The organism is Rhizobium sp. 01N424, from assembly GCF_056399485.1.
The window spans coordinates 1-26824 of sequence record NZ_JBFTRK010000022.1; the positions used below are offsets into that span (position 1 = coordinate 1).

The 26824-nt window shown below is 58.2% G+C and carries 23 protein-coding genes; all 23 read left to right on the top strand.

The window, feature by feature from the left end; translation table 11 throughout:
• Positions 1-99 precede the first annotated feature (99 nt).
• Positions 100-1512 (top strand): lysylphosphatidylglycerol synthase domain-containing protein, encoded by a 1413-nt coding sequence (locus AC1DNK_RS28915; RefSeq protein WP_477944602.1) that lies wholly within the window; start codon positions 100-102, stop codon positions 1510-1512.
• The gene (locus tag AC1DNK_RS28920) at positions 1439-2077 is read left to right on the top strand and encodes a hypothetical protein (RefSeq protein ID WP_477944604.1); all 639 of its coding nucleotides are present in this window, start codon (positions 1439-1441) and stop codon (positions 2075-2077) included. Before AC1DNK_RS28915 ends, AC1DNK_RS28920 begins: the two co-directional genes overlap by 74 nt.
• Before the next feature lie 17 nt (positions 2078-2094).
• Entirely contained in the window at positions 2095-3078 is a 984-nt protein-coding gene (locus AC1DNK_RS28925; RefSeq protein ID WP_477944605.1) for an ABC transporter permease, read from the top strand.
• Between the two features lie 81 nt (positions 3079-3159).
• A complete protein-coding gene (gene cysD / locus AC1DNK_RS28930; protein WP_477944607.1) occupies positions 3160-4059 on the top strand; it encodes a sulfate adenylyltransferase subunit CysD in 900 nt (299 codons plus the stop codon).
• On the top strand, positions 4059-5957 hold the full coding sequence (cysN, locus tag AC1DNK_RS28935; RefSeq protein WP_477944609.1) for a sulfate adenylyltransferase subunit CysN: 1899 nt from the start codon (positions 4059-4061) through the stop codon (positions 5955-5957). The genes cysD and cysN overlap by 1 nt, the downstream gene beginning before the upstream one ends.
• Positions 5958-6082: 125 nt before the next feature.
• Positions 6083-7429: an ABC transporter ATP-binding protein gene (locus AC1DNK_RS28940; RefSeq protein ID WP_477944611.1), complete on the top strand. Its 1347-nt coding sequence runs from the start codon at positions 6083-6085 to the stop codon at positions 7427-7429.
• A 31-nt stretch (positions 7430-7460) separates the two neighbouring features.
• Positions 7461-8294: a sulfotransferase domain-containing protein gene (locus AC1DNK_RS28945; RefSeq protein WP_477944613.1), complete on the top strand. Its 834-nt coding sequence runs from the start codon at positions 7461-7463 to the stop codon at positions 8292-8294.
• Positions 8294-10189 (top strand): asparagine synthase (glutamine-hydrolyzing), encoded by a 1896-nt coding sequence (gene asnB / locus AC1DNK_RS28950; protein WP_477944615.1) that lies wholly within the window; start codon positions 8294-8296, stop codon positions 10187-10189. The genes AC1DNK_RS28945 and asnB (AC1DNK_RS28950) overlap by 1 nt, the downstream gene beginning before the upstream one ends.
• Positions 10186-11313: a lipid II:glycine glycyltransferase FemX gene (locus tag AC1DNK_RS28955; protein WP_477944616.1), complete on the top strand. Its 1128-nt coding sequence runs from the start codon at positions 10186-10188 to the stop codon at positions 11311-11313. The genes asnB (AC1DNK_RS28950) and AC1DNK_RS28955 overlap by 4 nt, the downstream gene beginning before the upstream one ends.
• Positions 11310-12125 (top strand): class I SAM-dependent methyltransferase, encoded by an 816-nt coding sequence (locus AC1DNK_RS28960; RefSeq protein WP_477944618.1) that lies wholly within the window; start codon positions 11310-11312, stop codon positions 12123-12125. Before AC1DNK_RS28955 ends, AC1DNK_RS28960 begins: the two co-directional genes overlap by 4 nt.
• Positions 12125-12856 (top strand): class I SAM-dependent methyltransferase, encoded by a 732-nt coding sequence (locus AC1DNK_RS28965; RefSeq protein ID WP_477944619.1) that lies wholly within the window; start codon positions 12125-12127, stop codon positions 12854-12856. The genes AC1DNK_RS28960 and AC1DNK_RS28965 overlap by 1 nt, the downstream gene beginning before the upstream one ends.
• Positions 12853-13689, top strand: a complete 837-nt coding sequence (locus tag AC1DNK_RS28970) for a class I SAM-dependent methyltransferase (protein ID WP_477944621.1) — start codon at positions 12853-12855, stop codon at positions 13687-13689. The genes AC1DNK_RS28965 and AC1DNK_RS28970 overlap by 4 nt, the downstream gene beginning before the upstream one ends.
• A 3-nt stretch (positions 13690-13692) precedes the next feature.
• Entirely contained in the window at positions 13693-14892 is a 1200-nt protein-coding gene (locus AC1DNK_RS28975; protein ID WP_477944623.1) for a glycosyltransferase, read from the top strand.
• A 2-nt stretch (positions 14893-14894) separates the two neighbouring features.
• Entirely contained in the window at positions 14895-15803 is a 909-nt protein-coding gene (locus tag AC1DNK_RS28980) for a methyltransferase domain-containing protein (protein ID WP_477944624.1), read from the top strand.
• Between the two features lie 26 nt (positions 15804-15829).
• Positions 15830-16471: a hypothetical protein gene (locus tag AC1DNK_RS28985; protein ID WP_477944626.1), complete on the top strand. Its 642-nt coding sequence runs from the start codon at positions 15830-15832 to the stop codon at positions 16469-16471.
• A gap of 31 nt (positions 16472-16502) precedes the next feature.
• The gene (locus tag AC1DNK_RS28990; RefSeq protein ID WP_477944628.1) at positions 16503-17405 is read left to right on the top strand and encodes a class I SAM-dependent methyltransferase; all 903 of its coding nucleotides are present in this window, start codon (positions 16503-16505) and stop codon (positions 17403-17405) included.
• Entirely contained in the window at positions 17402-18367 is a 966-nt protein-coding gene (locus AC1DNK_RS28995; RefSeq protein ID WP_477944660.1) for a polysaccharide deacetylase family protein, read from the top strand. The genes AC1DNK_RS28990 and AC1DNK_RS28995 overlap by 4 nt, the downstream gene beginning before the upstream one ends.
• On the top strand, positions 18367-20217 hold the full coding sequence (gene asnB / locus AC1DNK_RS29000) for an asparagine synthase (glutamine-hydrolyzing) (protein WP_477944629.1): 1851 nt from the start codon (positions 18367-18369) through the stop codon (positions 20215-20217). The genes AC1DNK_RS28995 and asnB (AC1DNK_RS29000) overlap by 1 nt, the downstream gene beginning before the upstream one ends.
• 29 nt (positions 20218-20246) lie before the next feature.
• Entirely contained in the window at positions 20247-21473 is a 1227-nt protein-coding gene (locus AC1DNK_RS29005) for a glycosyltransferase (RefSeq protein WP_477944662.1), read from the top strand.
• A complete protein-coding gene (locus tag AC1DNK_RS29010; RefSeq protein ID WP_477944630.1) occupies positions 21470-22636 on the top strand; it encodes a glycosyltransferase in 1167 nt (388 codons plus the stop codon). The genes AC1DNK_RS29005 and AC1DNK_RS29010 overlap by 4 nt, the downstream gene beginning before the upstream one ends.
• Before the next feature lie 96 nt (positions 22637-22732).
• A complete protein-coding gene (wecB, locus tag AC1DNK_RS29015) occupies positions 22733-23842 on the top strand; it encodes a non-hydrolyzing UDP-N-acetylglucosamine 2-epimerase (protein ID WP_477944631.1) in 1110 nt (369 codons plus the stop codon).
• On the top strand, positions 23839-25626 hold the full coding sequence (locus tag AC1DNK_RS29020; protein WP_477944633.1) for a glycosyltransferase: 1788 nt from the start codon (positions 23839-23841) through the stop codon (positions 25624-25626). The genes wecB and AC1DNK_RS29020 overlap by 4 nt, the downstream gene beginning before the upstream one ends.
• Positions 25616-26779, top strand: a complete 1164-nt coding sequence (locus AC1DNK_RS29025) for a glycosyltransferase family 4 protein (RefSeq protein ID WP_477944634.1) — start codon at positions 25616-25618, stop codon at positions 26777-26779. The genes AC1DNK_RS29020 and AC1DNK_RS29025 overlap by 11 nt, the downstream gene beginning before the upstream one ends.
• Positions 26780-26824: the final 45 nt, after the last annotated feature.

Consider the following 26824-nt stretch of genomic DNA (forward strand, 5'->3'; position numbering starts at 1 on the left):
GGGTCATATCGACGGCGGCCGTCGCGGCCAACAAGCCGCACCTGCAGTTTAGGAGCATCGTCCATGATTTGGTGTCCACCTGTTTTTGGTGGACACTTCATGCATCAGAGCACTGCGCTTCAGAAGGCGCATAGAAATTCGCGCTTACGCTTGAGCGGCCTTATAGCCAGCCTGTTTCTGATCAACGTCGTCGGCTCGGTGCTCGGCCGCCAGGTGGTGCTTCGGGCAATGGGAGTAAGCGCTGCGCTTTCGACATTCGTTTCGGGCTATGAAAGGCTGATATTGGCGCTCATCGGCGGATTGCTGCCTCTCTGGGGAGGAATGTTCCTGGCAGGCGGTCATCTGCTGGACGACCTGTTTAAGGGGTTGCCGCCCATGATCGTAGCGCTGATTCTCGTCGGCGTCGGCGTCGGCGTCGGCGTGCTGCAATCCTCGAGATCATCATTCGAAAAGGACATGCTGCAGCGGCTTCGCAATCCCCAGACAATCATGGAGGTTTCGGAAATCGTCCGGATTTCATCGTTATCGCAATTGATCAACATTTACATATATTGGGTTTTGCTTTCCTCAAGGGGCTTCGATCTGCCTTTCTGGAAAGTCACGGCCGCAGCTGCCATGGTCAGCTTCGCAGCCAGCGTTCCGATCAGCGTCAACGGATGGGGCTTGCGAGAAATCTCGCCCATCTACGCGTACGGGCTTCTGGGGAGCGATGCTTCCAGCGCCACTGCCCTGTCCATCGCGGTAGGGCTGCTAAACACGCTGGTCGTCGTGATCGCGCCGGCCTTTGCGCTCTCACGGCGGCTCTTTGCTGCAAGGCTGGCCGGCTGCCGTGTTTCTACACCGGCGCCGGCACGCCCGATTTCTCCCCACAGCCAGGGGAATCCTCAACGCGATTCCGCGTTCAATGGATGTGCTCTAGTTCGCTATGGGGTCATTCTCTGGGCGGTCGGAAACCGGGGTATCGGCTGGCTTGTGGTGCTCGGCTATTTCGGCTCGGGCGCACTTTTCGTCGGTCAGTTCGGCCGTCAGGGCGTGCGGCGACTGGCTGAGGTGCTTCTGCTGACGGCGGTGACGGTAGCTACCGTCCATCTCCTGCATCGCATCCTGTTTGCCTTGGATTTCATCGCGCTGGCGCCCACCCCGAATTTCGAAGGCTACTCGGCAAATCGGAACGCCCTCGCGTTTCAGCTGCTGCTGACCCTCGGGCTGGCTATCTGCTATCTCCTGCCGCTCAGGACCATCGACTGGCGCAAGCTGGGGCCGGCCTTGGCCATGATGGTGTTCGCCGTCGTCGCGACCAATTCGCTGACGGCTTACGTCCGCCTTGCCTGCCTTGCTGTAGTTATCGCCACAGCGCGAAAAGACCTACTGATCCGGTGCTTTATCGTGGCCGCACTCGGGGCAGCGCTGTATGTGTGCCTTCCCTTACGTGTTGGACATGATCCGCTACACGCCATATTACGTGCAGCTCTGCAGGTTCTGGCTCGAGCAGAGCCTCTGGCCTACCGGTGAGATTGGGTCGCTGAAGCCGCCGAGCGTTGCCAATTTCAGGGAAGTGTTCCAGCAACTGCCGACGGAACGCATGGTTGGCAGCGAAGACTCCTCGATGACGGAACGGCTGGAATGTCTCCGCGGCGGTTTCGCGCTGTGGCTCAGCCACACCTTTATCGGTGCAGGCCTCGGATCGTTCATTTCGACCCAGATATCGAAGACAGGCACACCGCTCATCATCCATTCGACCTATGTCTGGATCATTGCCGAGGTGGGCATTCTGGGATCGCTCCTGACAGGCCGGATTCCAATGATGCAGATCAAACGGATTTGGTCGACATGGTGGCATCGGCCGAAGCGCACGCTAGGCGGTCTCGATAAAAATGACAGCGCGATCTTCCTGCACGTGATGCTGTTCTGCGTGTTCAGCCTGGCACACGAAGTCGCCTATCAGGGCATATTCTGGTTCATCCTTGGGGCGTTGCTGGCAGGTCCGGGGCGGACCTCCATCAAGTCGCTTTGGCATGGCCTCTACCTGAAGGCACGGCGCAGCTCAGGACATCTGCAGGCGAATGTGAAAGTATAAGATCGATTAATGCCGCTTTGGCCGACCAGGCGCGACCTGAAGTCAGCGGCGCCGGTGTCGGCCACCATGTGGTGTTCAAAACGGTCCTCGCTGAATTGATCCGCAAAGGAAACTCCACTATGAGTGGCCCACAACGGCGGGGATCGGCATCCGCTCGTCTTCAACCCGGATGGACATCGATATTGAGTATTAAAATCATAGATGCCGAGCATCAACGCAGCGGCATAGGCCTTGGGGAACTTTGGGCGCACCGGGAGCTGGTGATTCTTTTCATCAAGAGACAGGTCGCCAGCCGTTACCGCCAAATGCTGCTCGGCGGATTGTGGGCAGTGCTGGAGCCACTGGCAACGCTGGCTATGATGTCGATTGTCTTCGGCTTTCTGCTGCGCGTCGATACGTCCGGCTACCCCTATCCGGTCTACGCCTTTGCGGCCTTGATTCCCTGGTTCCTGTTCAACAAGGCGACATTGGCGGTCGCTTCCTCCTTGCAGGAAAATATGGGGCTGATATCGAAGGTCTACTTTCCGCGGCTCATACTGCCCGTCGCAAGTGCCTGCCGCGAGCTCTTCGACAGCTTCATCACGGTCCTGATCTTGATCGTTCTCGCCGTGTGTTTCGGCTTCTGGCCGACATGGCGATATGTTTTTCTGCTTCCCGGTCTTGTCCTCGTCCTGATGGCCGCTCTGGGCGTAGGCCTATGGTTTGCCGCGCTGATGGTGAAATTCCGGGATGTCCGGCCGCTTCTGACGATCGGTCTGCAGGCCGGAATGTACTCAACGCCGATCTTCTATCCCTCATCCTTCGTCCCACGCTGGTTGATGCCCTACTATCAACTCAATCCGATGTTCTGGGCCGTGGAATTCTTCCGCTGGATCCTGCTCGGCCAGCCAATGACGATCACGCCAATATTGTATCCGGCCATTGGTGCAACCGCATGCGTCCTGCTGGCGGGCCTGTGGATATTTTCAGCCTATGAAAAAATGACCGTTGACGTTCAGTAGCACGGGCCATACGGCGGTCCGCACAGGCGTCCGGCTACGGATAGTGTTGCGAAACCGAACTGATCCACCAGGAGCCAAGGCATGTCACTTTCCCATCTCGATCGATTAGAGGCTGAATCGATCCATATTTTTCGCGAGGTTGCCGCGACATTCCGCAATCCCGTGATGCTCTATTCGATCGGCAAAGACTCGTCGGTCATGCTGCATCTCGCTCTCAAGGCATTTTACCCAGCCAAGCTTCCTTTCCCGCTGCTGCACATCGATACGACCTGGAAGTTCAGGGAAATGATTGAATTCAGAGATCAGACCGCGCAAAGGCTGGGATTGAATCTTCTCGTGCACGTCAATGCGGCCGGCGTGGCGGAAAAGGTAAGTCCTTTCACGCATGGGTCCAACTATTACACGCATACTATGAAGACAGTGGCACTGCGCGAGGCGCTCGACAAGCACGGTTTCGACGCCGCCTTCGGCGGCGCGCGTCGTGACGAGGAAAAATCCCGCGCCAAGGAGCGCATATTCTCGTTCAGAAACAAGCAACACAGCTGGGATCCGAAAGCGCAAAGACCGGAGATGTGGAAAACCTACAACACGCAGGTGAAGGACAAGGAATCCATCCGGGTCTTCCCGCTTTCCAACTGGACGGAAATGGATGTCTGGATGTACATCTTGCGCGAGAAAATTCCGGTCGTGGGCTTGTATCTGGCCCGGAAGATGCCAGTCGTCGAACGCGACGGCATGTTGATCGCTGTCGACGACGACCGGTTCCAGTTCGGTCCGGGCGAACGGGCAGAGGAAAAATCGGTCCGGTTCCGCACCCTCGGCTGCTATCCGTTAACCGGTGCCGTGCTGTCCACTGCAGACTCTTTAGAAAAGGTCTTATTGGAGACGTTGGGTGCGCAATCGTCCGAACGCCAAGGTCGGGCGATCGACAAGGATGAAGCGGCTTCGATGGAAAAAAAGAAACGCGAGGGATATTTCTGATGAAACCGCAGGCTTTGGATCGCACCGATAGCAGCATTCAGGATTTTCTGAAGATGCAGGAAAGCAAATCTATCTTGCGGTTCATCACCTGCGGCTCGGTCGACGATGGAAAATCGACGCTAATCGGGCGCCTGCTCTACGACAGCAAGCTAATCTATCAGGATCAATTGTCGACGTTGACAATCGACAGCGTCAAACAAGGTTTCGAGGGGGATAATCTCGACTTCTCGCTTCTCGTCGATGGACTGGAAGCCGAGCGCGAGCAGGGCATCACCATCGACGTGGCCTATCGGTACTTCGCTACGGAAAAGCGCAAGTTCATCGTTGCCGATACCCCTGGCCACGAGGAATACACCCGGAATATGGCGACCGGCGCCTCCACGGCGGAAGTGGCCGTCGTTCTGGTCGATGCGCAGAAGGGTGTACTCAAGCAGAGCCGACGCCATTCCTTCATCGCTTCGCTCCTCGGTATCCGCGACGTCATTTTAGCGGTCAACAAGATCGATCTCGTGAATTACGACGAAACGGTCTTCCGCAAGATCGTCAGCGACTACCAGACGTTCATCTCTAGCCTCGATATCTCGACCGTCACCGCGATTCCGATGTCGGCAAGGTATGGCGACAACGTCAACTCGCACTCCTCGCGCACGCCGTGGCATGACGGGCCGACCCTCATGGAAAAGCTGGAAACGATCGAACCGGCGCGTCTGCGCTCTCAAACGTCTTTCCGCCTTCCAATCCAGTTGGTAAGCCGGCCGGATTCCAGCTTCCGCGGTTTTTCGGGACAGATCGCGTCTGGAACTATCAGGGTCGGAGACCGGATCGTCGCCGCCCAGTCAGGTCAGTCAACCGAAGTGCGCGAAATTCTGACATATGACGGCAAGTTGGAAACGGCCATGGAAGGGCAGGCCGTTACGGTCGTTCTCAGGGACGAAATCGATGTCTCGCGGGGGACGATACTTGTCTCTCCGGACGACCGTCCTCAGGTCGCCGACCAATTCCAGGCGCACGTGATCTGGTTCGATCAGCGCCCCCTGCTTCCCGGCCGCAGCTACATTCTCCGAACCGAGACGCAGGCGATCAACTGCACCATATCGGCGTTGAAATACGAGATCGACGTCAACACCTTCCTGAGGGAGGCGGCCAAGTCCCTCAAGATGAACGAGGTCGGCGTCTGCAATTTTTCCCTGCAATCGCCCATCGCCTTCGATGCGTATCGGCAGAACCGCACCACCGGCAACTTTGTCGTCATTGATCGGTTAACCAATGCCACCGTCGGCGCAGGACTGATCGATTTCGCGCTCCGTCGTGCGGAAAATGTCCACTGGCAGGCGACCGAGGTGAGCAAGCAGGCTCGAGCAGCCATAAAGGGGCAGACCCCCCGGGTGCTCTGGTTCACCGGACTGTCCGGCTCGGGCAAATCGACGATCGCCAACACGCTCGAAAGTATGCTTCATCTGGAACACAGGCACACCTATCTTCTGGACGGCGACAACGTACGTCACGGGCTCAATCGCGATCTGGGCTTTACCGAGGGCGATCGGGTGGAAAACATCCGCCGCGTAGCGGAAGTCGCCAAGCTGATGGCCGATGCCGGGCTGATCGTTCTCGTATCGTTTATCTCTCCATTCGAATCGGAACGGCAGATGTGCAGGGAGTTGATGGGCGAAGGAGAATTTCTCGAGATTTTCGTCGATACTCCCCTTGAGGAGTGTGCCCGCAGGGATCCAAAGGGCCTTTATCGCAAGGCGCAGTCCGGCCTGCTGCAAAACTTCACGGGAATCAGTTCGCCCTATGAGCAGCCTCGGAATCCAGAACTGCACCTGACCACGATCGGACGCGATCCAGAAGAGCTTGCGCATCTCATCCTCGCGGAATTGCGCAGGAGAGAGAATTGAGGACCGCAGCCAGCAAAAAAACGCAGCCGGCATAAAAATTCAGTGTATATCGCGCTAAACCGAACGTCCCGGATGGAAAGCGCGATCGCATGCCCTAATGGGATTTCATAGGTTAACGCATAAAAATGCCGGGTTCAGACGCCCTGCAACAAGGTACGGCAAGCAATGTCGCAATCCTTTACATAGGAAACGCCTCGTCAATGTTGAGCACGTCGCACGCGATCAAGGTTCAAAATCTTGGAAAGCAGTACCACATAGCGAAGCGTCCGGCCGGTGGAAGAATTATGCGGCTGAAAACCCACCTTTCGGAATTCGCGCCATGGATCGCACGCAGCAACGAGGACAATTTCTGGGCGCTGAAGGATGTCGATTTCACGGTTAAACAGGGCGATATTCTCGGTATTCTCGGCCGGAACGGTTCGGGCAAGAGTACTCTGCTGAAGATTCTCGCAGGAGTAGCCCAGCCCACCACCGGGAGAGCCGAGCTGCGCGGCCGGCTGGGATCGCTGCTGGAGGTGGGAACCGGCTTTCACCCAGATCTGACTGGCCGGGAAAACGTCTTCATGGCGGGCGCGCTTCTTGGCCTGAAACAAAGCGAGATCCGTGCCAAGTTCGACGAAATCGTCGATTTCTCAGGCATCGAAAAATTCATCGACATGCCCGTGAAGCGCTATTCCAGCGGTATGTACGTTCGCCTGGCATATTCCGTCGCATCCATGCTACGTTCCGATATCTTGATCCTAGACGAGGTCATGGCGGTGGGCGACGCCGCTTTTCTGGAAAAAAGCCAGAAGAATATCGAAAGCATCGCCAATGACGGCCGGACGATTCTGTTCGTCAGCCACAACGCAAGAGCGATCAAGTCCATCTGCAAGTCCGGTATGATACTTCAGAGCGGACGGCTGACCTTCGAAGGCACCGCCGATGACGCGATAACCAGCTATATGAGAAGCCTGCATAATATCGGCGAAAGGATGGGCGAACCACAACCCTATTCGGAAGTCGCCGACGCGCCGCGCCTGTCCGAAACCAGTCCCGTCGTACAATGGGTCGAGATACTTGATGCCTCCGGTCATCCAAGCGCCGTACTTCGCACCGGCGAGAAGGCGACCATCCGCATCGGCTTCAGGAACGCCCAGGCGCAGAAACCATATTTCTCCGTCCTGCTGATGAACGAGTTCGCCGAACGCGTCGCTACCATTCATTCCACCCATCCTGGAGACACCTTGCCGCCGAAGGTCGAAGGCGTAATCGAATGCACGATCGAGGATTTGCGAATCGGCGAAGGTGACTACTGGCTTATGATCGACCACGGTCACTTCGGCGGCTCGCGGGCAGCAACCTTTTCCTACGATTGCGTTCCCAATGCAGCTCGCGTATCTGTAAGATTGCAGGATTGGCTATCAGGCGTCGGACTTGACGCCTTTCAGGGCGCTGCTATTCGCTCGACCTGGAAATATTTGGAAAAATAGTCGAAAGCCGGCACAAATCACTAAGGACATCATGTTTACCAACCTGCGACAGCTGTTTTCCTCAAAGCGCGCACCAGATGCCGAACCCTCGTTCGTTGCCGTCGGTTATCCCAAGGTGGGAAACACATGGCTTCGCGTCAGCCTTGGCCACTATTTGCAGTCCAGGTACGATTTGCCCGCTACGCCGTTGATGGATCTCGGGGAAATTGCAGAACTGAAAAGCCACGGCATTTCTGCGGCGGGAAACTTTACCCACCACCCGCTGGAATGGGACGGACAGACCGCGACCGATCTGACGGTCGAAAATGTGGTCCAGCCGTTTTCCGGCAAACGGGTGATCCTTCTCTGCCGGCATCCGCTGGATACTCTCGTGTCACTTTTCATGCACGAAAAATACATGAACCCTTCAAATAGCTACCAGGGCTCTGTCGTCGATCTTATCGATGATCCGGTTTTCGGGCTGGAAAAATATATCCGCTTCTACAACCTGTGGCATGACAATCTGGCCACTCCCGGGGCTGTTCGGCTATGGCGTTTCGAAGACGCAAAAACCCGGCCGGCGGAGACACTGGGTGCGGTGCTGACATATCTCGGCGAGGAACCTGTTGCGGCAAGCATCAACGATGCTGTCGCTTTCGGCTCATTCGAGAACATGCAGTCTCTGGAAAAGGGCAAGGAGCCGCTGCGTTACAAATCTTCCGGATTGTCGATATTCTCGACAGGCGATTTCGAAAACCCTAACGCGCATCATGTTCGGCGCGGTAAAGTCGGCGGCTGGCGTGAAGAGATTCCCTCGTCGGAACATGATCGATACCTGGAGCGGATCGGCAGCGAACTGCATCCCTTCTTCGGATACGACCGCTGATGTGCGGGATCGCCGGATACATAGGCCCGGGCCTGAACGAGGCGGATGCTTCGAATGCGTCGATACTCGAGGCGATCCGGTACCGTGGTCGGGATGGAGAGGGAAAATTCGAATCCGACACGGTTCGGTTTTTTCACACCCGACTGAGCATCATCGACATCGAAGGCGGCTCACAACCCATGAGCGACCCGTCCGGCCGCTACACCATCATATTCAATGGCGAGATCTACAACTATGTCGAGCTCAAGAAGAAATACGCCGAAGCCGGCTATGAATTCCGGTCCAGCAGCGATACGGAAGTCATTCTGGCCGGCTTCATTCTAAAAAGGGAAAAGGTCTGTGCCGACCTCAACGGCATGTTCGCGCTTGCCATATGGGACGATCGCGAGAAAATTCTTTTCGTTGCACGTGACAGGCTCGGCAAGAAACCCCTCTTCTGGTACCGGTCAAACGGCCGTCTGTATTTTGCTTCAAGCATCAACGCATTCGTCAAGCTTCGGGGCTGGCAGGGACGCCTGAACGCGGTGAATGTCCGCTGGTACATGAAGCTGGCCGCCGTTCCGATAGGAGAAACGGCCTTCGAAAACGTCTTCGCCTTGCCACCGGCCTCCCATGCTTTTGTCGATCCAGAGAAGCAGACGGTCGCTTCAGTGCGGTACTGGCGGCTGAACTTTGCCGAAAAGCGGCAGGTGTCCTTCGATGCCGCCGCCGAAGAACTGCACGATCTTATAACCGATGCGATCGACATGCGGCTTCGTGCCGACGTTCCCGTGTGTCTGACATTTTCAGGCGGGGTCGATTCCGGCCTGGTGGCTGCGATCGCCACCCGCCGTCTCGGAAGAAACCTGAAATGCTGGACGCTCGACTACGATTCGCCCTCCGAGCCGAGCCAGGAACGGGTGACCGCGGAAAAGGTGGCGCGGATACTCGATCTCGATTGGGAATTTAAGAATTTCGATTACTATCGGGACCTGATGGGAGCCATCGACGATTCCCTGACCTATGTCGATCAGCCCTGCAGCCACATCGCCATAAGCTATTCCCATCGGCTCTATGCCGAAATTGCAAAGGTCGCCAAGGTCGCCTTGACGGGAAACGGGGCCGATGAGCTTTTCCTTGGATATTCCGGCAACGAGCTATTCGCCGCCAACGATAGCGCCAGGGCGGCGCAGCTGAAGCGCGCCCGAATCGGCTCCATGCTGCCAGCCCGTTTGGCTGCGCGGCTTGGCTTCGCCTTTCCGACACCCGTCTCCAGGGATCAGGGCGATTTCGTGAGGGGAATCATGTCCACTTCTGAAGACCGGGAGCGCGCCGAGCCGCTGGTGCAGCGGCTGGTCGCCGAGATCGAGGAGGCGGGCATCGAGACCCAGGCCGACCTCTATACCTGGATGTCGCTAAACTACTACACCCGCGACCCGAACTTCGTCATTCCGGACATCTCGGGGTTGACGTCGCAGCTCGAATTGCGAAGCCCCTTCCTGGATTACAGGGTCGCTGAATTCTCCGCCGGCCTACCGACCCGGCACAAGATCGACAGCCGCAGCCCGCAACATAACAAACGGATTTTGAAGGCAATCTATGCGCAATACGTCGGCACGGAGATCGCCACGGCCAAAAAGATCGGGATGGCGGGCAACCTGCGCTACGACGTGATGTTTGCCCGTGACGAGAATTTTCTTTCCACATACAAATCGAGCATTTTGTCTCTTGCAGGCTTCGGAATCGAGGTCGGGGAGTTGCAGGCGGCATTGGACGCCTATGGCCAGGACTATGAATCCGGCCGCGCATGGTCTTCCTACGCAGGTACCATGATAAGCGGTTTCATGCTGGCGCGGTGGCTTGCGCAGCCCGGGTGCTCCGCCCGGCCGTTCGAAAGCGAAAGACTGCGTGCGTGACGTTATCCTTCATCGATCGTGGAAAGATTCAGGGTGACCACTGGGACCGGCTTGTGCGTGGGTCGCCGGACGGCTGGGTTTTCGCGCTCTACGGCTGGCAGGAGCTCATCCTTTCGGTAGAAGAGTGGAGGCTTGCCGATTTCAGTTTCGGCGTCCTGGACAACGGCGATCTGGTTGCCGTCGTGCCGCTTCAGTTCAACCCGGGCACAGAAATGCTGGGACTGTCGGCCTGGGGCGGCTGCGGGCCGGTCTTGCGCGGCGACATCTCATCCGCCGAAAGGGCGCGTCTCCTGGCGGAGATTTATAAGCGGTGCCGGACGGTCGGGGCCGAATGCGGTGCGGGTGCCATAGAGTTCCAGCAGATGGCCGTCACCCGTTCCTCGCTCGGCAGCTCGCGGGGCGTCAACCCTGCAGTTTTCGACGGCTTCGACGATCTGTCGGGACTGACCCAGGTGATTGATCTGAGCAGCGGCGACGACGGGCTTTGGGCGAATCTCGCCAAGAATGCGCGAAACATCATCCGGAGGGCTGAAAAGTCCGGCATCCGCGCCGAGCGGGTCGATTGGCGCGACCATCTGCACCGCTACTACGAGCTGCATTGCGAAACCTACAATCGCACAGGCGTAACACCGCATCCGATAGCGTATTTCGCGGGCATTGCGGAAAAGATGGCACCTGCCGATCATGCCGCCCTGATCGCCGCCTATGATGCTGGCGGTAGGGTGATCGCCTATCACAATGATGCCTGGTTCGGCGCAGGAGCGCTTTATCACACCGGCTGTTCGTTGGACGATGCGCAGGACACGGGTGCGAATTATCTTCTGCTGTGGAAGGCGATCGTTGCTGCGAAGGCGGCCGGAAAGTGTCACTACGAGGTCGGGCCGATCTTCCCCACATCGTCGGACAGGAAGCAGCAGGGGCTTACCTTCTTCAAGACACGGTTCGGCGGGGAGCCTCATAGGGCCTTCCGATCGAGCATGAAGCTGAAATTCGACATTGACACGGCGAGCGCCAATCCTGCGGATTGTGTAAGCGGCGCGAGATTTTCACGGGCGAGCGTGAGCCGGTTGGCAAGGAGGCTGCTGGCATGGCCACACCAGAACTCGAGGAGCGGTCCAACATGACTGACGATATCTCGGATCGGATAAAACGCGCATATGAAGAGAATTCGGTCTACCGTCGGGAGACGATCTGCCTCAAGCCCGGATCCGGATCCGGATATGCGGATCGGCTGCTCTTGGAGAAACTCGAAACGGTACTGCGCAACGCCACCGGCGGTCGCCTGGTCGATCTCTGCTGCGGCACGGGGGAGCACGTCTTTTCCCTCAGCGGTTCCTTCACTGACTGCGTCGGCATCGATTTCAGCGAGAATTTCATCGACCATGCCAACAGAGATGCGCGGCTGGGGAACGACGAGCGCATACGCTTCATTGTGGGCGATGCAAAGGCGATGCCGCTGGAAAACGACAGTGTCGACATGCTCTTCTCGTTCTCTGCGCTGTACGCCATTCCCGACGTCGAGGCGGTGTTTGCCGATGTGGCGAGGGTGCTCAAGCCGGGCGGACGCTGTGTACTGGATCTTGGAAATTCTCGATCCCTCAACCAGCTCGTCATCCGTGCCTACCCGGATATCCCGCCGACCTCCATGATCCCGGTCTCGCGGATGAAAAGGGGCCTAGCCGACGCCGGACTAGCTGTTGTAGAGCATCGCTGCTTCCAGCTTCTACCTTTGTGGGCCAACAAGCCGTCTTGGCTCGCTCCGTTGCTGCATCCGCGCTGGCAGAAGATCATGAAGATGTATCTGGGTGGAAAACTATTGGACGAACGACTGAGCTCCTTGCCACTTCTGCGAAATTTTGCTTTCAGGCACCTCATTATTTGTGAGAAACCCAGATACGCAGAGAATTCCTCGACCGGCATGAAAGGGAGGCCGTGATGTCTGTCCATGAGCGTTACCAAACCTATCAGCGCGATCAACGTGCCTTCTTCGACGATCTGATCGAAGAGGAATGGGACAGCTATGAATCGGCGGAATGGGATCAGATCCGGGAATTCGAGATCAAGGGGATCTTCGACCGGGTCCGACCGAAAACCGTGCTGGACATCGGTTGCGGCTGCGGCTTCCACGACAGGGCTATGGCATCCTATGACTTCGTCGAACATGTCGACGGTATCGACTATTCGCTGAAGAGCGTCGAAAAGGCGAATGTAGAATATGCCCATCCCAAGGTAAGCCGTTGGGTTTCCGACCTCGAGCGCGACAATCCGGTCCGGCGGTACGACCTCGTCGTCAGCTTCCAGGTATTTGAACATCTCGAAGCGACGGAGAGTTATTTCCGGTTCTGCCGGACAGCCTGTGCTCCGCAGGGCAGCATTGCCATTGTGATGCCCAACACAAACCGGCTCCCGAACCTGATACGGCGGCTCAAGGGCCAGCCGGCGGTCCTGCTGGATCCTCAGCACTTCCACGAATACAGTTTCAAGGAAATGCGCTCGCTCGCCAGAAAATACGGCTTCGCCGTCACCCACGAGTTCGGCTACGGCTTGAACGGCCTTGCGGTGATAGACCGCCTGCCGATAGCGAAACGGCTCGCGTTGGGCAGCCGCGTCTCAGCCATTGCGAACGGGATGTGCGTCATAATGCGGCCCATGAACGAGGGAACATGACCGATCGCGACGAAAAACCATATCTTGATTCCGACGTCGATGCGGTCGTTGCCTACCTCCACAGCCTCTATCAGGGCGCCTTCACCGAGGAGAGCATTCGACAGCATTTCGGCAATTATGTCGGCTTCGCCTATGCCGAGTATACGACAGCCGTGGTGACGGCGCATCTCCCGGCTGGAGCAAAACTCCTGGATATAGGCTGCGGCTTCGGCAGCACGGTGATTGCGGCGCGCAACGCAGGTATCGATGCCAGCGGCGTGGAAATTGCGTCTTTCGAGGTGGAATTTGCCCAGCGTCGTCTTGCGCGCATGAGGCCCCAGGACGATCCGCAGGCTGTTTTCAAGCTCGGCGACGCGACGCGTCTCGACCAGGCGGATGGCAGCCTGGATGCCGTCGCCTTTTGGAACGTGCTTGAGCATATAGAGGGCTGCGGCTCGATGCTTCGAGCTGCCTGGCGGATGTTGAAACCGGGTGGCCGTGCGTATATCGAATGTCCCAACTATGCCGCCCAGCGGCTGGAGGCGCATTATCACGTCCCTTGGAATCCCGAGCTGCGTCATGATCGAGCAAAGGCGGCGGATTATCTTCGCTCGCAGGGCAGAGACCCGACCTACTTTCTGACCTCGATATTTTGCCGCACGAACGCCGAGGTTCTGGGTCTGCTGAAGGATATCGGCTTCGAGCCGCTGGACGTATCCGACGAAGCTTCCATGGCGCTGACCGCCCGAAACTTTTTTGCCATGCTGCGGCACCCCGGAAGATTTCGCAAATTCCACAATCCCGGAAGGGAATCAATTACGCTCGTGGCGCGCAAGCCCGCCGGCCGGATGTAACCTATGCCTCGACTACTTGTCATCGTTCCAGACCGCATCTCGCAGATCATCGAAAAAGGCGAATACCAACCCGGATACTACAATCCGGGCGACGTTTTCGATGAAGTTCATATCCTGATGACGAACGACGATGCCCCCGATCCGGCTGCGCTGCAGCGTACGGTTGGCCGTGCCCGGCTCGTCCTTCACAATTATCCCGATCAGACGGGAATGTCCACGCAGCGCTGGAGTTTCCTGAAGGGCCGCCGCCTGAGGTCATGGGCAAGACAAGGCGTCGAAATGGCTCGGCGTATCGCGCCGGATATGATCAGGTGCCATGGCTCTGACTGGAACACCTATCTCGCCAGCCGCATAAGGAGCGAACTTGGCATCCCCTATGTGGTTTCGCTTCACATCAATCCGGACATCAATCCCGTCCGCCGGATAATCGCCCCGAAAACACCTGCTGAGAGCCGCCACAACGCCTTCTATGATTATCTCGAAGGCGAGGCCCTGCGGAACGCAGATCTGGTCATGCCCGTATACAAGCCTATCCTGCCCTATCTCGCCCGCATGGGCGTGACGAGGGCGGAAGTCTGCTACAATGTGCTCAATCGGGATTTTTTGCGGCAAAAGATCGATTACGATCTTTCCTCGCCACCGCATGTCATCTATGTCGGCCGGCTTTTCACCGACAAGGATCCAAGCAATATCATTCGTGCAGTCGCCTCCATTCAAGGCCTGCGTTACACCATCGTTGGCGATGGACCGCATCGCGAAGTTATTGCGGCCCTGATTGCCGAGCTTGGAGTCGGTGATCGGGTGAAGCTTCTGCCCGCCGTCCCCAACGATGAACTCTGCGAGTTGCTGGTGAAGGCGGACATCTTCGCGATACACACGGAATACTGGGAAATAAGCAAGTCGCTGCTCGAGGCACTGCTCACCGGGCTGCCGGTGATCGTGAACAGGCGCATTGGTGAGCCGGTTCCGGAATTTGCTGAAGAGAAGAAGGATGCATTTCTTTCTCTGGTCGAAAATACGACCGAGGCCTATCACGCGGCGCTTTCGCATCTGCTGGAAGACCACGCCGCCCGCGCAGCGCTGGGACAACGCGCCTTCGCCCACGCCCAGGCCAATTGGTCACCGGCAAAAACAGAAGCTAAATTTGGTGGCATCTATCGCGATATGCTTGCAAAACATGATCGAGAAAAGACCAGGGGCTGAGCATGACCATGGATACCTCCCCGCGGCTTCGGTGCCCGAAGTGCCATCTGGGCCAACCGTTGGCCTCCTCCGATAGAAGCGTACCACTCTTGATTTGCTCACATTGCGGTGCAGCATTTCCAAACGAGGATAATGTAGCAATCCTGGTAGCGGACGCCACCACGCTGGAAGCGGACATTGCTCGCGCTCGGGACGTCAATCCGGACTGGTACCTGACTGAACAACCGATGATGGAGGCATCTCCATGGCGTCACCATATCAAGAAGCGAAAGGACTATGTCGAGCAGGTGTTTCGGCGTGAATTGGCAGCGCGCGGGGTGGCGAAGGCAGGGTCCGTGCTGGACCTTGGCTGTGGCGACGGCACAACGATGCACTGGCTTTCGCCTTTTGCAGGGCGGCTCTACGGCAGCGACTACAACGCTGTTCGTCTTGCGCGCGCGCGCAAGCGGTTTCCGGAAGCCAACCTGTTCCTGGCCAACATTCTCGACTATCCGGCGGAAGACAACAGCTTTGACGTCGTCTTCTTCAATCATGTCATCGAGCACATTCCCGATGATGAGCGCGCGCTCGCGGAAGCCTATCGGATTCTGGCGCCCGGCGGCTTCATGATCCTCGGCACGCCCAACGAAGGATCGTGGTGGTGGCAGCTCGCCTACAAGCGCGCCCCGGACATCCTGGCTTCCACCGATCACGTGCATTTCTACACCGGCGAGACGATCGCAGCCCGGACACGCGACGCGGGTTTCACTGTCACCGAAGTGAAACATCTTGGCTGGGGTCCTCCCGACTTTCGCCTGGACGGCAAGCTGCGCCAATACAAGATGCTTGATGATTTGTTCGAGGTCGTGGGGAGGACCCTCTTGCCACGCCAAGCGTCATCGCTGTACATCGTAGCGACTAAAAACGCCTAGTTGTACAGATCGAAATGGACGCTGCAATGAAACTAACTGCCCGGGTGAACGGACCTCCTCGCTTGACGGGATCCGGTCTGATCGTGCTATGCAGCTATCGTGGCGGAAACGGCAATGCCGAACCCAAGGCATATCGCATCCCCCTTCTATGGCGGCTTCTGAACGTCCTGACCCTTCTGCGGCTGCGCCGTTTCATCGCAGCGATGCGCGACCATTTTGCCAATCCGCGTGATGTCCACTACCAGTTGGCGATAGCCGACACCATTGTCGCTCATTCAGCCTTCCGTGATGTAACGATCGTCGCCGACGAGCGTCTGGCGGCGTCTGGCGGGCTGGCAACACCAGAAGGGCGGGAGGTGTCCATCGGCCACCTCGATCGCCGATATCTGGATGGTCAAAGCAACTTTGAGACTGTCGTGCTGGTATATCCCGATGCCCTGGGTTTGACATGGGGCGGTTTAGAGCGTCTGGCGGCGAAAAGATCGTCGAACCTTGTCATCGCGAATGGCAGGCGCCGGGTCTTCACCTGGGATCGGCAGATGGCGCGATCTCTGGCGGTGCGGCGTTTCCTGTCGAACACGCGACTGATCGAGTTGATATGGGGTATTTTGGTCATACCGGCCACTGCCCTTCTGGCGGCCTTCGATTTTGCGCGTGGACGGGCTTGATCCACCAAGCGTTACAGTGACAGGATTTTACATGGAAAACGCCGCCGACGAGCCGCAGAAGGATGCTATCAGGAATTGGTGGGCAGGCGCTCCCATGACCTACGGCGAAGATCACGGGCGGGCAACCTACACCCTGGCGGATGGCAGCGTCGAACAGGTGGAGCTTGGATCGCCGAGATTCTTCGAACTGGCCGACGCGGTGTTCTATCGCTGGAACGAGCCTTTGCATCGCGACGGCATCCCTTTTGCAAAGCTTTTCGAATACGACAGGTATAGGGGGAAACGAGTTCTGGAAGTTGGATGCGGGATGGGTTGCATGTCAATGAACTGGGCTCGCCAGGGTGCTGTCATGACAAGTGTCGACCTCAATCCGGTCTCCATTGCACAGACACGCCGCCGCTTCGAGGTGTTCGGCCTCACCGGCGACATACAGGAAGCCGACGCCGAGCGGCTGCCATTCCCGGACGACACCTTCGACCATGTTTATTCGTGGGGGGTCGTGCATCATACGACCAACATCCGGGCAGCCATCGCGGAAATGTACCGGGTTCTGAAACCAGGCGGCCGCGCCGGGCTCATGCTGTACAATCGACACTCCGTACTGTCCAAGATTCTCGTCGGCTGGGCGGAGGGATTCGTCAATATGGAGAACCTTTCGCTCGACGCACTCGAACTTTCCAGCCGCTACGGCGACGGTGCGCGACAGGAGGGCAATCCGCATACGTGGCCTGTGACGAAACGTGAAATACGCCGCGATCTCATGCCGCAGTTCGGTGACCTGCAGATCAAGACACTCGGAACCGATGTGCCCGAGGCTCTGAACACCTGGCTTCCCGGCCTGACAAGGTGGGCGATGACGGAGACGATGATCAAGTCTCTTGCCCGCCGCTGGGGATGGAGCCTCTGGATGACGGGAGAAAAGCCATCTTGGTGACGCCATCCGGAACACTGCCACGCCTTGGACGTCTGCTTCGCGATCCCTTGGGAACCATCTCACGTCGATTGAATGCGCAACCCCATACCCAGGTGAGCCCACACCTCGACAAGCTCAGGAATTTCTCTCGGTCGGCCGAGCAGAGCGGCATCAGGGCCCTCTACCTGTTCCTGTCTTTCGACAGCGATACGGATCTGGACATCGCCGCGTCGAGCGAACTGCATGGCTTCCTTTCGTCGCTCGGAATCCAGATGACACTTGCCGTCCCCGGCACGCAACTGTCCAACGGAGCGGAGACATACGCGGCATTGGCGGCAAAGGGGGTGGAGTTTATCAACCATGGGCAACTCCCCCATGCAAAATGGGAGAACGACCAGTTCGTCAGTACCACCTTCTACAACGAGATGACGGAAGCCGACGTAATAGCCGATATCACCAAGGCACATGAAACCGTGACGGCCGTCTGCGGCAAGGCTCCACTTGGATTTCGCGCGCCGCATTTCGGGACTTTCCAGGCGCCTGAACAGTTGAAGCTCATATACGACGTGGCCCGCAAGCTGAAATACACCTATTGCTCGACCACCTCTCCCGCCTTGGGTCACCGCTATGGTCCCGTCGTGGACATGGGCGGCATTGTGGAACTTCCAACTTTCGGTTCGGTCCAGTCTCCAGAGAGCATTCTCGATTCCTGGAGCCATCTGACCGACCGCCGGCACTACGCTTTGGGTACCGTCTACGGCGACCTCATGGTCGAAACGGTTGACGTCATGCAGTCGATGCAGATGAGCGGGATACTTTCCTGGTACGTCGACCCCTGTCATGTCGCCGGCCAGGAGCCCTTCGAGCGCGCTATGCGCCACATTGCCAAATGCGCAATACCGTCGCTCAGCGGACTTGAAGCCTCCAGGCTCGCGGCCTCCCCCGCACTCTATTCCTTCGGGCCCGCCGGGAAAGAGCGCTGATGTGTGGAATTGCTGGATGGTTCGGACGCGGCACGGGCGAACAAGATGCTTCGAAACGGCTGAACGCGATGTGCGACACGATCCTGCATCGTGGGCCGGACGACCGGGGCCAATTCATTGCCGACGGCATTGCACTCGGAATGCAGCGCCTCAGCATCGTCGATATCGCCGGTGGCCACCAGCCGATGTCCTCGTCGGACGGGCAGATCCAGATCGTCTTCAACGGCGAAATTTTCAATCACTCGGATCTCCGCGAAGCGGAAATCGGCAGAGGTGGAAAGTTCCTGTCGCGAAGCGACACGGAAGTCATACTACGCCTCTTTGAACGATTTGGCCTTGCCTGCATCGACATGTTGAACGGCATGTTCGCAATCGCCATCTGGGACGGGCGCCAGCAGCAACTCCACCTCGTACGCGATCGCCTGGGCGTAAAGCCGCTTTATTGGCGCTTTGAAGATGGAGAGATCGTCTTTGCCTCGGAGATCAAGGCAATCCTGGCCGCCTACCCCGAACGCCCGCAAAAGGTAGCCAGCGAAGCGGTTTGGAACTACCTCACCTACCGTTTCGTGCCCGGACCGGGAACGATCTGGGAGGGAATTTCCAAGTTGCCCCCCGGGCACCGGCTGACGCTACGTCTCGGTGGCTTGCCGGTCGTCGAGAGATACTGGGACATTCCGCGTCCCGCGCGCGCGGTATCGCGTGCCAACGGCCTGTTACAGCGGCAATTCGACGAACTGCTGATCGATGCGACCTCTATACGCATGATGGCTGACGTACCTGTTGGCGTAATGTTGAGCGGCGGCCTCGATTCGAGTTGCGTGGCCGCCGCCGCCCGGGAAGCGGGCCATAGCCTGAAAACCTATTCCGTAGCGTTCCGCGACGCACCCGAAATTGACGAAAGACCTTATGCCCGCGCGGTTGCCGGCCATCTGGGATGCGACCATCACGAGGTGGAGATCGGGCCCGAGGAGTTCATCGATTTCCTGCCGGAACTCGTTGCCCTGACCGACGAGCCACTCGCCGATCTGGCGTCCGTGCCGCTGTATTACGTTTGCAAATTGGCGCGCCAGGACGTCAAGGTTGTCCTTTCCGGCGAAGGCAGCGACGAGATTCTCGGTGGTTATTCCTTCGATGGCGTCATGCAGAACTGGGAGACGAGGCGCCGATCGCAAAGCCCGCTGCGCCGCCTCATGAATAGTATCACCGGCAACGGACTTTCTGGGGTGGACCTCCGCAAGGAGCCCTATCCTCTCGTCATGACGAACTACATGACGAGTGATGAGAAAAGGGTCCTTTTGCGCGATCCTTCACAGCGAGGCGACAGCCTGGATATCGCCCGCGAGCGCTTCAAGGCCTTCGGGCACGGCACGCCGCTGGCTCAAGCGCTCTACGGATATTGCGGCGACTGGCTGGTCGAAGATCTCCTGATGAAAGCCGATCGCATGTCGATGGGTGTTTCGCTCGAGCTGCGGACGCCTTTCCTGGACTATCGCCTCGTCGAATTCGCTGCGCGCCTGCCCGATTCGCTTCGGGTCGGAGTGGACGACAACGGGTCGTGGAAGACCAAGCTCATATTGCGACGTTTTGCCGAAAAGCGTCTGCCCCGCGAAATCATTGACAGACCCAAGCAAGGATTTCCGGTTCCGGTATACGGCTGGCTTTCTGGCGAGTTGAAGGGTTGGGCCCACGACATGCTTGCCAGTGCCCAGTCACATCTCACCGAATGGTGCAAGCCTGGCGCTCTGGATGCCCTTCTGGCTGCCGGCACACGGACGGACGCGTCAATGATAGATCGCCATCGGCTGTGGAATTTGATCATCCTGGAATTCTGGGCGAGGCGTTGGAGATGATCCGTCGCATCATCGCCGTTTCCTGGACGATGCCACCCCTGGTGTTTCCCCGTTCCCTTCAGATTTCGCGTCTCCTGAAGGGACTGGCCGCGCGCGGCTGGGAGATCGACGTCATCACGGTTCATCCCGCGGATGTGAAGGGGACCTCGGACCTTGCGTTTGCAGCACTTTATGAAGACTATTACAAATTGCATTATGTGCGAACCGGTGAAGATGTCGTCGTCACGCCCCTTGCACAACGCATCAAGCGACGCCTGAATCCGCCGGCCGATTACGCAATCGACAATTTCATGCGACGCGCCCTGGCGCAGATTCTGGAGATGACCGGGAAAACCGACTACGCCGCAATCGTCACATTCGCCCAGCCCTGGGTTGATCATCTTCTGGGTCTGGCCGTCAAGAAGGCGCGGCCGGATTTGCCCTGGCTGGCGCATTTCAGCGACCCGTGGGCGGACAACCCGTTCGATGGCGGGGAGGAGGCCGCACGTCTGGCTGCGGTGCGCGACGAAGCTTCAGTCATCGCTGCGGCCGATGCTGTCGCGTTTGTATCGCAGGAAACCTCCAGCCTTGTCTTGAGCAAATATGATTCCGAAACCGAACGGAAGTCATTTGTGCTGCCGCACGCCTTCGACGACGATCTGCGCCATGCGCTTCCACCTTATCCGGCACCGGTCGATCAGATGCGTATCGTCTATACAGGCAGCATCTATCCCGGAAAACGGACACCCGACATTGCGCTGCGCGCTCTTGCCCGCCTGAATGAAATACCGGGAGCGAGGGATCGGGTCGCATTCGACTTCATCGGATATGTACCGGCGGAATATCCCGCCATGCTGGAAGGAATGGGCTTGTTCGGACAGGTGAGGTTCCTGGGAAATGCCGGTTACATGACCGCGCTTGCCGCAGCATCGCAGGCCAGTGCTCTGCTTCTCATCGATGCTGCTGCGGATGTCAGCGTCTTTCTGCCCAGCAAGATCGTCGATTATCTGATGTTCGACAAACCTATTCTCGGCATCACGCCTGCGGCAGGCGCTTCGGCCGGGTTTCTGCGGCAATTCGGTCACCGTATCGCTGCGCCAAACGATGAGGACGGTGTATATACCGTTTTCCGCGATGCTTTTGAGGCATGGCAGAATGGTTTTCCGCAGCAGCCTAGCAATGCCATTGATCGGGAGCGCTACAATCTGCACAACGTCGCCGCAATCTGCCACGAGCGGCTGCTGCAGATCGGCAGCGCCGACGGAGTGGCCGGATGAGGCATCGGCTGCTTTTTGTCATAGGAAGCCTGGATTACGGCGGTGCCGAACGGCATCTTGTGAGAGTCCTGCCGGGCCTCGCCAGGGATTGGGACGTCTCCGTGTTCACCCTCTCGCACCCCGGTGCGCAGGCAGAGGAGCTACGGGCAAAGGGTGTCAAGGTTCACTCGAGCTGGGTAGGCCCGCGGCCGCACGGCGGCATTCTTTTCCGCGTTTTTCGTCAGGTCTGCGCAGCGCTGGCGCTGCTGTTCCATCTCGTGACGGCGCGTCCGCGTATTGTCCACTATTTTCTGCCCCAAGCCTATATGGTAGCGGCGCCCTGCGCACTGCTGACGGGAATTCGAATTCATGTAATGAGCCGGCGAAGCCGCAATTTCTATCAGGCCAAATATCCTCTTACCGCTAAAATCGAGCGCATTCTGCACCGGTTCATGACGGCCGTGCTTGGCAATTCGAGGGAAGTGATCGGCGACCTGCGCGATGAGCAGGTTGGCGAAGACAAGCTGGCGCTCATCTATAACGCGCTGGCTCCAGACGAAGTGGCGGCGGCCCAGGACACCACGATCAACCGCGCCATGCTCGACCTGCCAGACGACGCCTTGATCCTCGTCAAGGTCGCAAATCTCATCGCCTACAAAGGGCACCGCGACCTCATCGATGCGCTTGCGCTCGTGGACAGGAGCGTGGAATGGCGGCTGCTTTGCATCGGCAGTGATTCCGGCATATTGGCTGGACTGAAGTCCCATGCCATGTCGGCCGGCATCGCGGACCGGATTGTATGGCTCGGGCAGCGGACCGATGTCGGACGCCTGCTTCACCTTGCCGACATCGGGGTACTTGCGTCCCATGAGGAAGGCTTCTCCAACAGCATATTGGAATACATGGCCGCGGAACTGCCGGTCGTCGTCACATCGGTGGGCGGAGCCAGTGAAGCGGTGGAGGATGGGATGACGGGCTGGCTGGTACCTTCACGAGATCCAGGCGCGATGGCCGCAGCAATTCAACGCCTCACAGATCCGCAACTGCGCCGGCAAATGGGCCTGGCCGGACGGAAGCGGATTATGTCCAGATTCTCCTACGCGCAGTGCCTGATGAACTATGACGAACTCTATCGCAGCCTGTTGTCGGGAAAGGGCATACCACCCTCACTCAAACCCCGTTGACCGACTGTCCGGTTGTCATTCCGTAGCTAAAATTCCCGATATCCGCTAATGAAGGCGAACGGCCTTCAGGACAGACCGGCAGGAGGATATGAACAAATGAAATCGACGGAACTGCCTCTCGTTCACATCATTGCGGCAGCGCGTCCCAACTTCATGAAAGTCGCTCCCCTCTATCATGTGCTGAGCAAAGCCGATTGGTGTCGTGTCGCCCTTGTTCACACGGGACAGCATTATGATCCGAATATGTCGGATACCTTTTTTAACGACCTGTCCCTACCGGCACCCGACCACCATCTCGGCGTAGGAGGCGGTTCCAACACTGAACAGACGGCCCAGGTCATGCTTGCCTACGACAGGATTTGCGATACGGCAAAGCCTTCCTGGGTCATCGTCGTGGGAGATGTGAATGCGACGCTTGCCTGCGCGCTGGTCTGTGTCAAGCGCGGCATAAAGACCGCGCATCTGGAAGCGGGGCTGCGGTCTTTCGATAGACGGATGCCGGAGGAAATCAACCGAATACTGACCGATGCCATTTGTGACCTTCTGTGGACGCCTTCTCCGGATGGCGATGCCAATCTGCTGCGTGAGAATATCGATCCAGCCCGGATCGAGCGGGTCGGCAACATCATGATCGACACGGTCGAAATGATGCGCAGCCGCATCGAGGAGACATCGACCTATCGGCGGTTCGGGCTGTCGCCAAGCACCTACGCCGTGGTTACCCTGCATCGCCCCTCCAACGTGGATGAACCCTCCAGCCTGTCGACCATGATAGATGCGCTTGAAGATGTCGCCAGGAAGCTGCCGATTGTCTTCCCGCTGCATCCACGAACCAGGAAAATGCTGCAACAATTCAATCTTTTCGATCGAATCCAAGGGATTCCCGCGCTGCATGTCTCGGAGCCCCTCGGATATGTCGATTTCATGGGGCTCGTAAGTCGTGCCCGCGTGCTGCTGACCGATTCCGGCGGCATCCAGGAGGAAGCCACCTATCTCGGCATACCGTGCCTCACCTTGCGGGAGAACACCGAAAGGCCAATCACGATCACGGAGGGTACCAACCGGCTGGTCGATTTTTCAAGTTTGCCGGCAGCACTCGACGATACGCTCTCATCCAACCGGAGCCCCCGCCAACCACCGGCGCTCTGGGACGGCAGGACGGCTGAGCGGGTTGCCGACTCCCTGCGACGGAAGTGTATTATATGACACCTAACAATATTCCCGCCCTGATTGCCGATGCGCTGAACTCGCCTTTCATGCGGACGGGCCGCCCCCATGTCGTCTGCATTCCCTTTGCCGTCGATAGCGGCGTTGTTCGTCACCTTTCGTCCCGACCGGAAATCTCTGCCCTTATCGTATCGATCCGGGGACAGGAAACGTCGGTGGAAGATGCCATGAAGCCGATCACGTCGTTTTCTCCCGTGGAAAAGCCTGATCCTGCCATATGGCGCAACGCGAGTTCGCTGCTTTTCATCGGTTTTACCTCGAGCATTCCCTACGGCATGCTGACGTCGGCACTGCGTGGCGGCGTGAAGCGCGTCGCCTCGCTTAACCGGGGCTCGTGGAGGCTACAGCCGACCTGGAAGCTTTTGGCCGAGCGGCACATGCGAGCCGGACTGATTTACGGACCCTACCGCATGGGCGTGCACAAACTCGACCAATACGGCGCGCGCCTTCCCCTGGCCCGCGGCTTGGCAAAAGCGCTCAACGGAGGAAGGAACATAGCCGGTTTCGTTTCCTCCCTTCCGTCTCAGTCCAATCCCGCACAATCGCAGGGCTTAGCCTTTTATACGGGTTCCCTCGGCTCCGGGGGGGCCGAACGGCAGATGGTGAACACGATCATCGCGCTCAAGGAACTCGGCATAGGGCCAATCAGGGTTGCCTGCGCAGGTGACGCCAACGGTTTCTACCGGCCGGTACTGGACGCCGCGGGTATTCCGGTCGAAAGTGTTGGCAGTGATCCCACCGGATCGAACGACCATCTTGCAGCCTTATCGGTGGAGAAATTGCGAAGGGCGTCAGATCTTCCAAGGGAGGTCCTGATGGAGGCTGTTGCATTGAGTGCCTGGCTTGAGAAAGCGCCTCCGCAGATTCTGCATTGCTGGCAAGATCATTGCAATGTCATCGGCGGCCTGGCGGGTTTGCTGTCCGGCATTCCAAAGATCGTTCTTTCGACACGCAGCGTCGCGCCATACAATTTCGGCTTTTTCCAACTCAATCAGCGCCCGGCCTACCGGGCATTCGCCTCGCGGCCCGAGATCACGATTCTGAACAACAGTTCCACCGGCGCTGATGACTATTCAAACTGGGTCGGTATAGACCGCAAGCTGATCAACGTCATTCGCAACGGCGTCGATCTCGGCAAGCTTGAAAAGCCCGGGCAGGCAGCTACGGCGGCATTCCGCGCATCGCTCGGAATACCCACCGATGCGCCGGTCATGGGAACGATATTCACGATCTACAAGTTCAAGCGCCCTCTCCTGTGGGTGGATACCGCCGCCGCCATAGCAAAAATGCGTCCGGAAGCTCACTTCCTGATCATCGGCGACGGTCCCATGCGACAGGAAACGGAGACGCGGATCGCTCAACATGGTCTTACCGACAGATTCCGCCTGCCAGGACGAATGGAAGACGTTGCGCTGGCTCTCTCGGCTATGCAGGCATTCCTCCTCACTTCCATACATGAAGGATTGCCGAACGTTCTGCTCGAAGCACAGATGATGGGTGTGCCCGCGGTGACCGTCAATGTCGGCGGCGCAGCGGAGGCCATCGATGACGGCAAGACCGGCGCCGTCGTCGCAGAAGCGACGCCTGATCGCCTTGCGGAAGCAATACTGGCCATGTTTGGCAGCGATCAGCAGAACAGATCGGCGCGGCTCGGACCGAACTTCGTGAGTGAGCGCTTTGGCATTGACCGGATGATCGCGGAAACGCTTCTCATCTACGGTCTGGATCGCGCGACCGCCACGGCGCCTCGGAATGACCTATAGCATGGAAAAGGGCAGTCACGACTCGACGACGCTCAAACCGCTTCTCTATGTCGTCACGGAGGATTGGTATTTCTGGTCGCATCGGCTGCCAATCGCAAGGGCAGCGCGCGATGCGGGTTGGCAGGTGCATGTCGCGACCCGGATCACGGGTCACCGGGCGCTGATTGAAGCCGAAGGCTTCCAGGTTCATGAGTTGGAGTTCAATCGTTCCGGTCTCAATCCCCTGCGGGATATGAAGATGCTGCTTGCTCTTGTCCTTCTCTACCGAAGGCTGAAGCCTCGTCTCGTTCACCACATTGCAGCAAAGCCTGTGCTCTACGGTACGATCGCCGCATGGCTATGCAGGATTTCCGTCGTGGTCAACACGATGGCCGGAATGGGCTTCCTTTTCAGCAACGACAGCTTCAAGACCCGCGTGGCCAGGTCCCTGTTCATGCGCATGCTTGTTGCACTCGGCCGTAGCCGTGGCCGCAACCTGATTGTCCAGAACGGGGACGACAGGCAGATATTCATCGATGCAGGACTGCCGGGTCACCGCGTTTCGCTGATCAGAGGCTCGGGCGTCGATCTGCGTCAATATCCAGCAAGTGCCGAACCGGACGGCGTGCCTGTGGCGCTCTGCGTTTCACGCATGCTGAAGGACAAGGGTATTCGAGAGTTGGTCGAAGCGGCTCGATTGCTGCAACAGCGCGGCGTAGCGATTCGGATACGGCTGGTCGGAGGCACGGACCTCAACCCGAGCGGCATCGACCCAGCGACCATGGCCGAATGGTCCGCCGAGGGCGTGGTCGAGATTGCCGGCCATTCTAGCCGGATCGCAGATGAGTATTCCATGGCCCACATCGCTGTGTTGCCGTCCTATCGCGAAGGTCTACCCAAATCGCTTCTGGAAGCCGCTGCCTGCGGTCGACCGATCGTCGCAACGGATGTGCCCGGCTGCCGGGAAATCTGCATAGCCGGAGAATCGGGAATACTCGTGCCGGTCAAGAACGCGGTCGCTCTCGCCGACGCGCTGGAAATGCTCGCGGTGACACCCGCGATGCGAACACAATTCGGCAAGAACGCCAGGCTCCTGGCAGAAGCAAGGTTCGCCAACGAGATCGTCATTGCAGAAACGCTGGCACTCTATCGGGCTCTTGAAGTCGGGCTCTGAGGGCCACTGAATTTGCTGTAACATGTTCAACCGGCGCGATTGGCA

What these genes read in the sequence shown, in the direction of transcription:
- AC1DNK_RS28940 (WP_477944611.1), top strand. Translation starts at nt 6,083, where the DNA reads ATGCCGGGTTCAGACGCCCTGCAACAAGGTACGGCAAGCAATGTCGCA.
- asnB (WP_477944615.1), top strand. Translation starts at nt 8,294, where the DNA reads ATGTGCGGGATCGCCGGATACATAGGCCCGGGCCTGAACGAGGCGGAT.
- AC1DNK_RS29010 (WP_477944630.1), top strand. Translation starts at nt 21,470, where the DNA reads ATGAGGCATCGGCTGCTTTTTGTCATAGGAAGCCTGGATTACGGCGGT.
- asnB (WP_477944629.1), top strand. Translation starts at nt 18,367, where the DNA reads ATGTGTGGAATTGCTGGATGGTTCGGACGCGGCACGGGCGAACAAGAT.
- AC1DNK_RS28945 (WP_477944613.1), top strand. Translation starts at nt 7,461, where the DNA reads ATGTTTACCAACCTGCGACAGCTGTTTTCCTCAAAGCGCGCACCAGAT.
- AC1DNK_RS28975 (WP_477944623.1), top strand. Translation starts at nt 13,693, where the DNA reads ATGCCTCGACTACTTGTCATCGTTCCAGACCGCATCTCGCAGATCATC.
- AC1DNK_RS28960 (WP_477944618.1), top strand. Translation starts at nt 11,310, where the DNA reads ATGACTGACGATATCTCGGATCGGATAAAACGCGCATATGAAGAGAAT.
- AC1DNK_RS28990 (WP_477944628.1), top strand. Translation starts at nt 16,503, where the DNA reads ATGGAAAACGCCGCCGACGAGCCGCAGAAGGATGCTATCAGGAATTGG.
- wecB (WP_477944631.1), top strand. Translation starts at nt 22,733, where the DNA reads ATGAAATCGACGGAACTGCCTCTCGTTCACATCATTGCGGCAGCGCGT.
- AC1DNK_RS29025 (WP_477944634.1), top strand. Translation starts at nt 25,616, where the DNA reads ATGACCTATAGCATGGAAAAGGGCAGTCACGACTCGACGACGCTCAAA.
- AC1DNK_RS28980 (WP_477944624.1), top strand. Translation starts at nt 14,895, where the DNA reads ATGACCATGGATACCTCCCCGCGGCTTCGGTGCCCGAAGTGCCATCTG.
- cysD (WP_477944607.1), top strand. Translation starts at nt 3,160, where the DNA reads ATGTCACTTTCCCATCTCGATCGATTAGAGGCTGAATCGATCCATATT.
- AC1DNK_RS28985 (WP_477944626.1), top strand. Translation starts at nt 15,830, where the DNA reads ATGAAACTAACTGCCCGGGTGAACGGACCTCCTCGCTTGACGGGATCC.
- AC1DNK_RS28970 (WP_477944621.1), top strand. Translation starts at nt 12,853, where the DNA reads ATGACCGATCGCGACGAAAAACCATATCTTGATTCCGACGTCGATGCG.
- cysN (WP_477944609.1), top strand. Translation starts at nt 4,059, where the DNA reads ATGAAACCGCAGGCTTTGGATCGCACCGATAGCAGCATTCAGGATTTT.
- AC1DNK_RS29005 (WP_477944662.1), top strand. Translation starts at nt 20,247, where the DNA reads ATGCCACCCCTGGTGTTTCCCCGTTCCCTTCAGATTTCGCGTCTCCTG.
- AC1DNK_RS29020 (WP_477944633.1), top strand. Translation starts at nt 23,839, where the DNA reads ATGACACCTAACAATATTCCCGCCCTGATTGCCGATGCGCTGAACTCG.
- AC1DNK_RS28965 (WP_477944619.1), top strand. Translation starts at nt 12,125, where the DNA reads ATGTCTGTCCATGAGCGTTACCAAACCTATCAGCGCGATCAACGTGCC.
- AC1DNK_RS28920 (WP_477944604.1), top strand. Translation starts at nt 1,439, where the DNA reads ATGATCCGCTACACGCCATATTACGTGCAGCTCTGCAGGTTCTGGCTC.
- AC1DNK_RS28915 (WP_477944602.1), top strand. Translation starts at nt 100, where the DNA reads ATGCATCAGAGCACTGCGCTTCAGAAGGCGCATAGAAATTCGCGCTTA.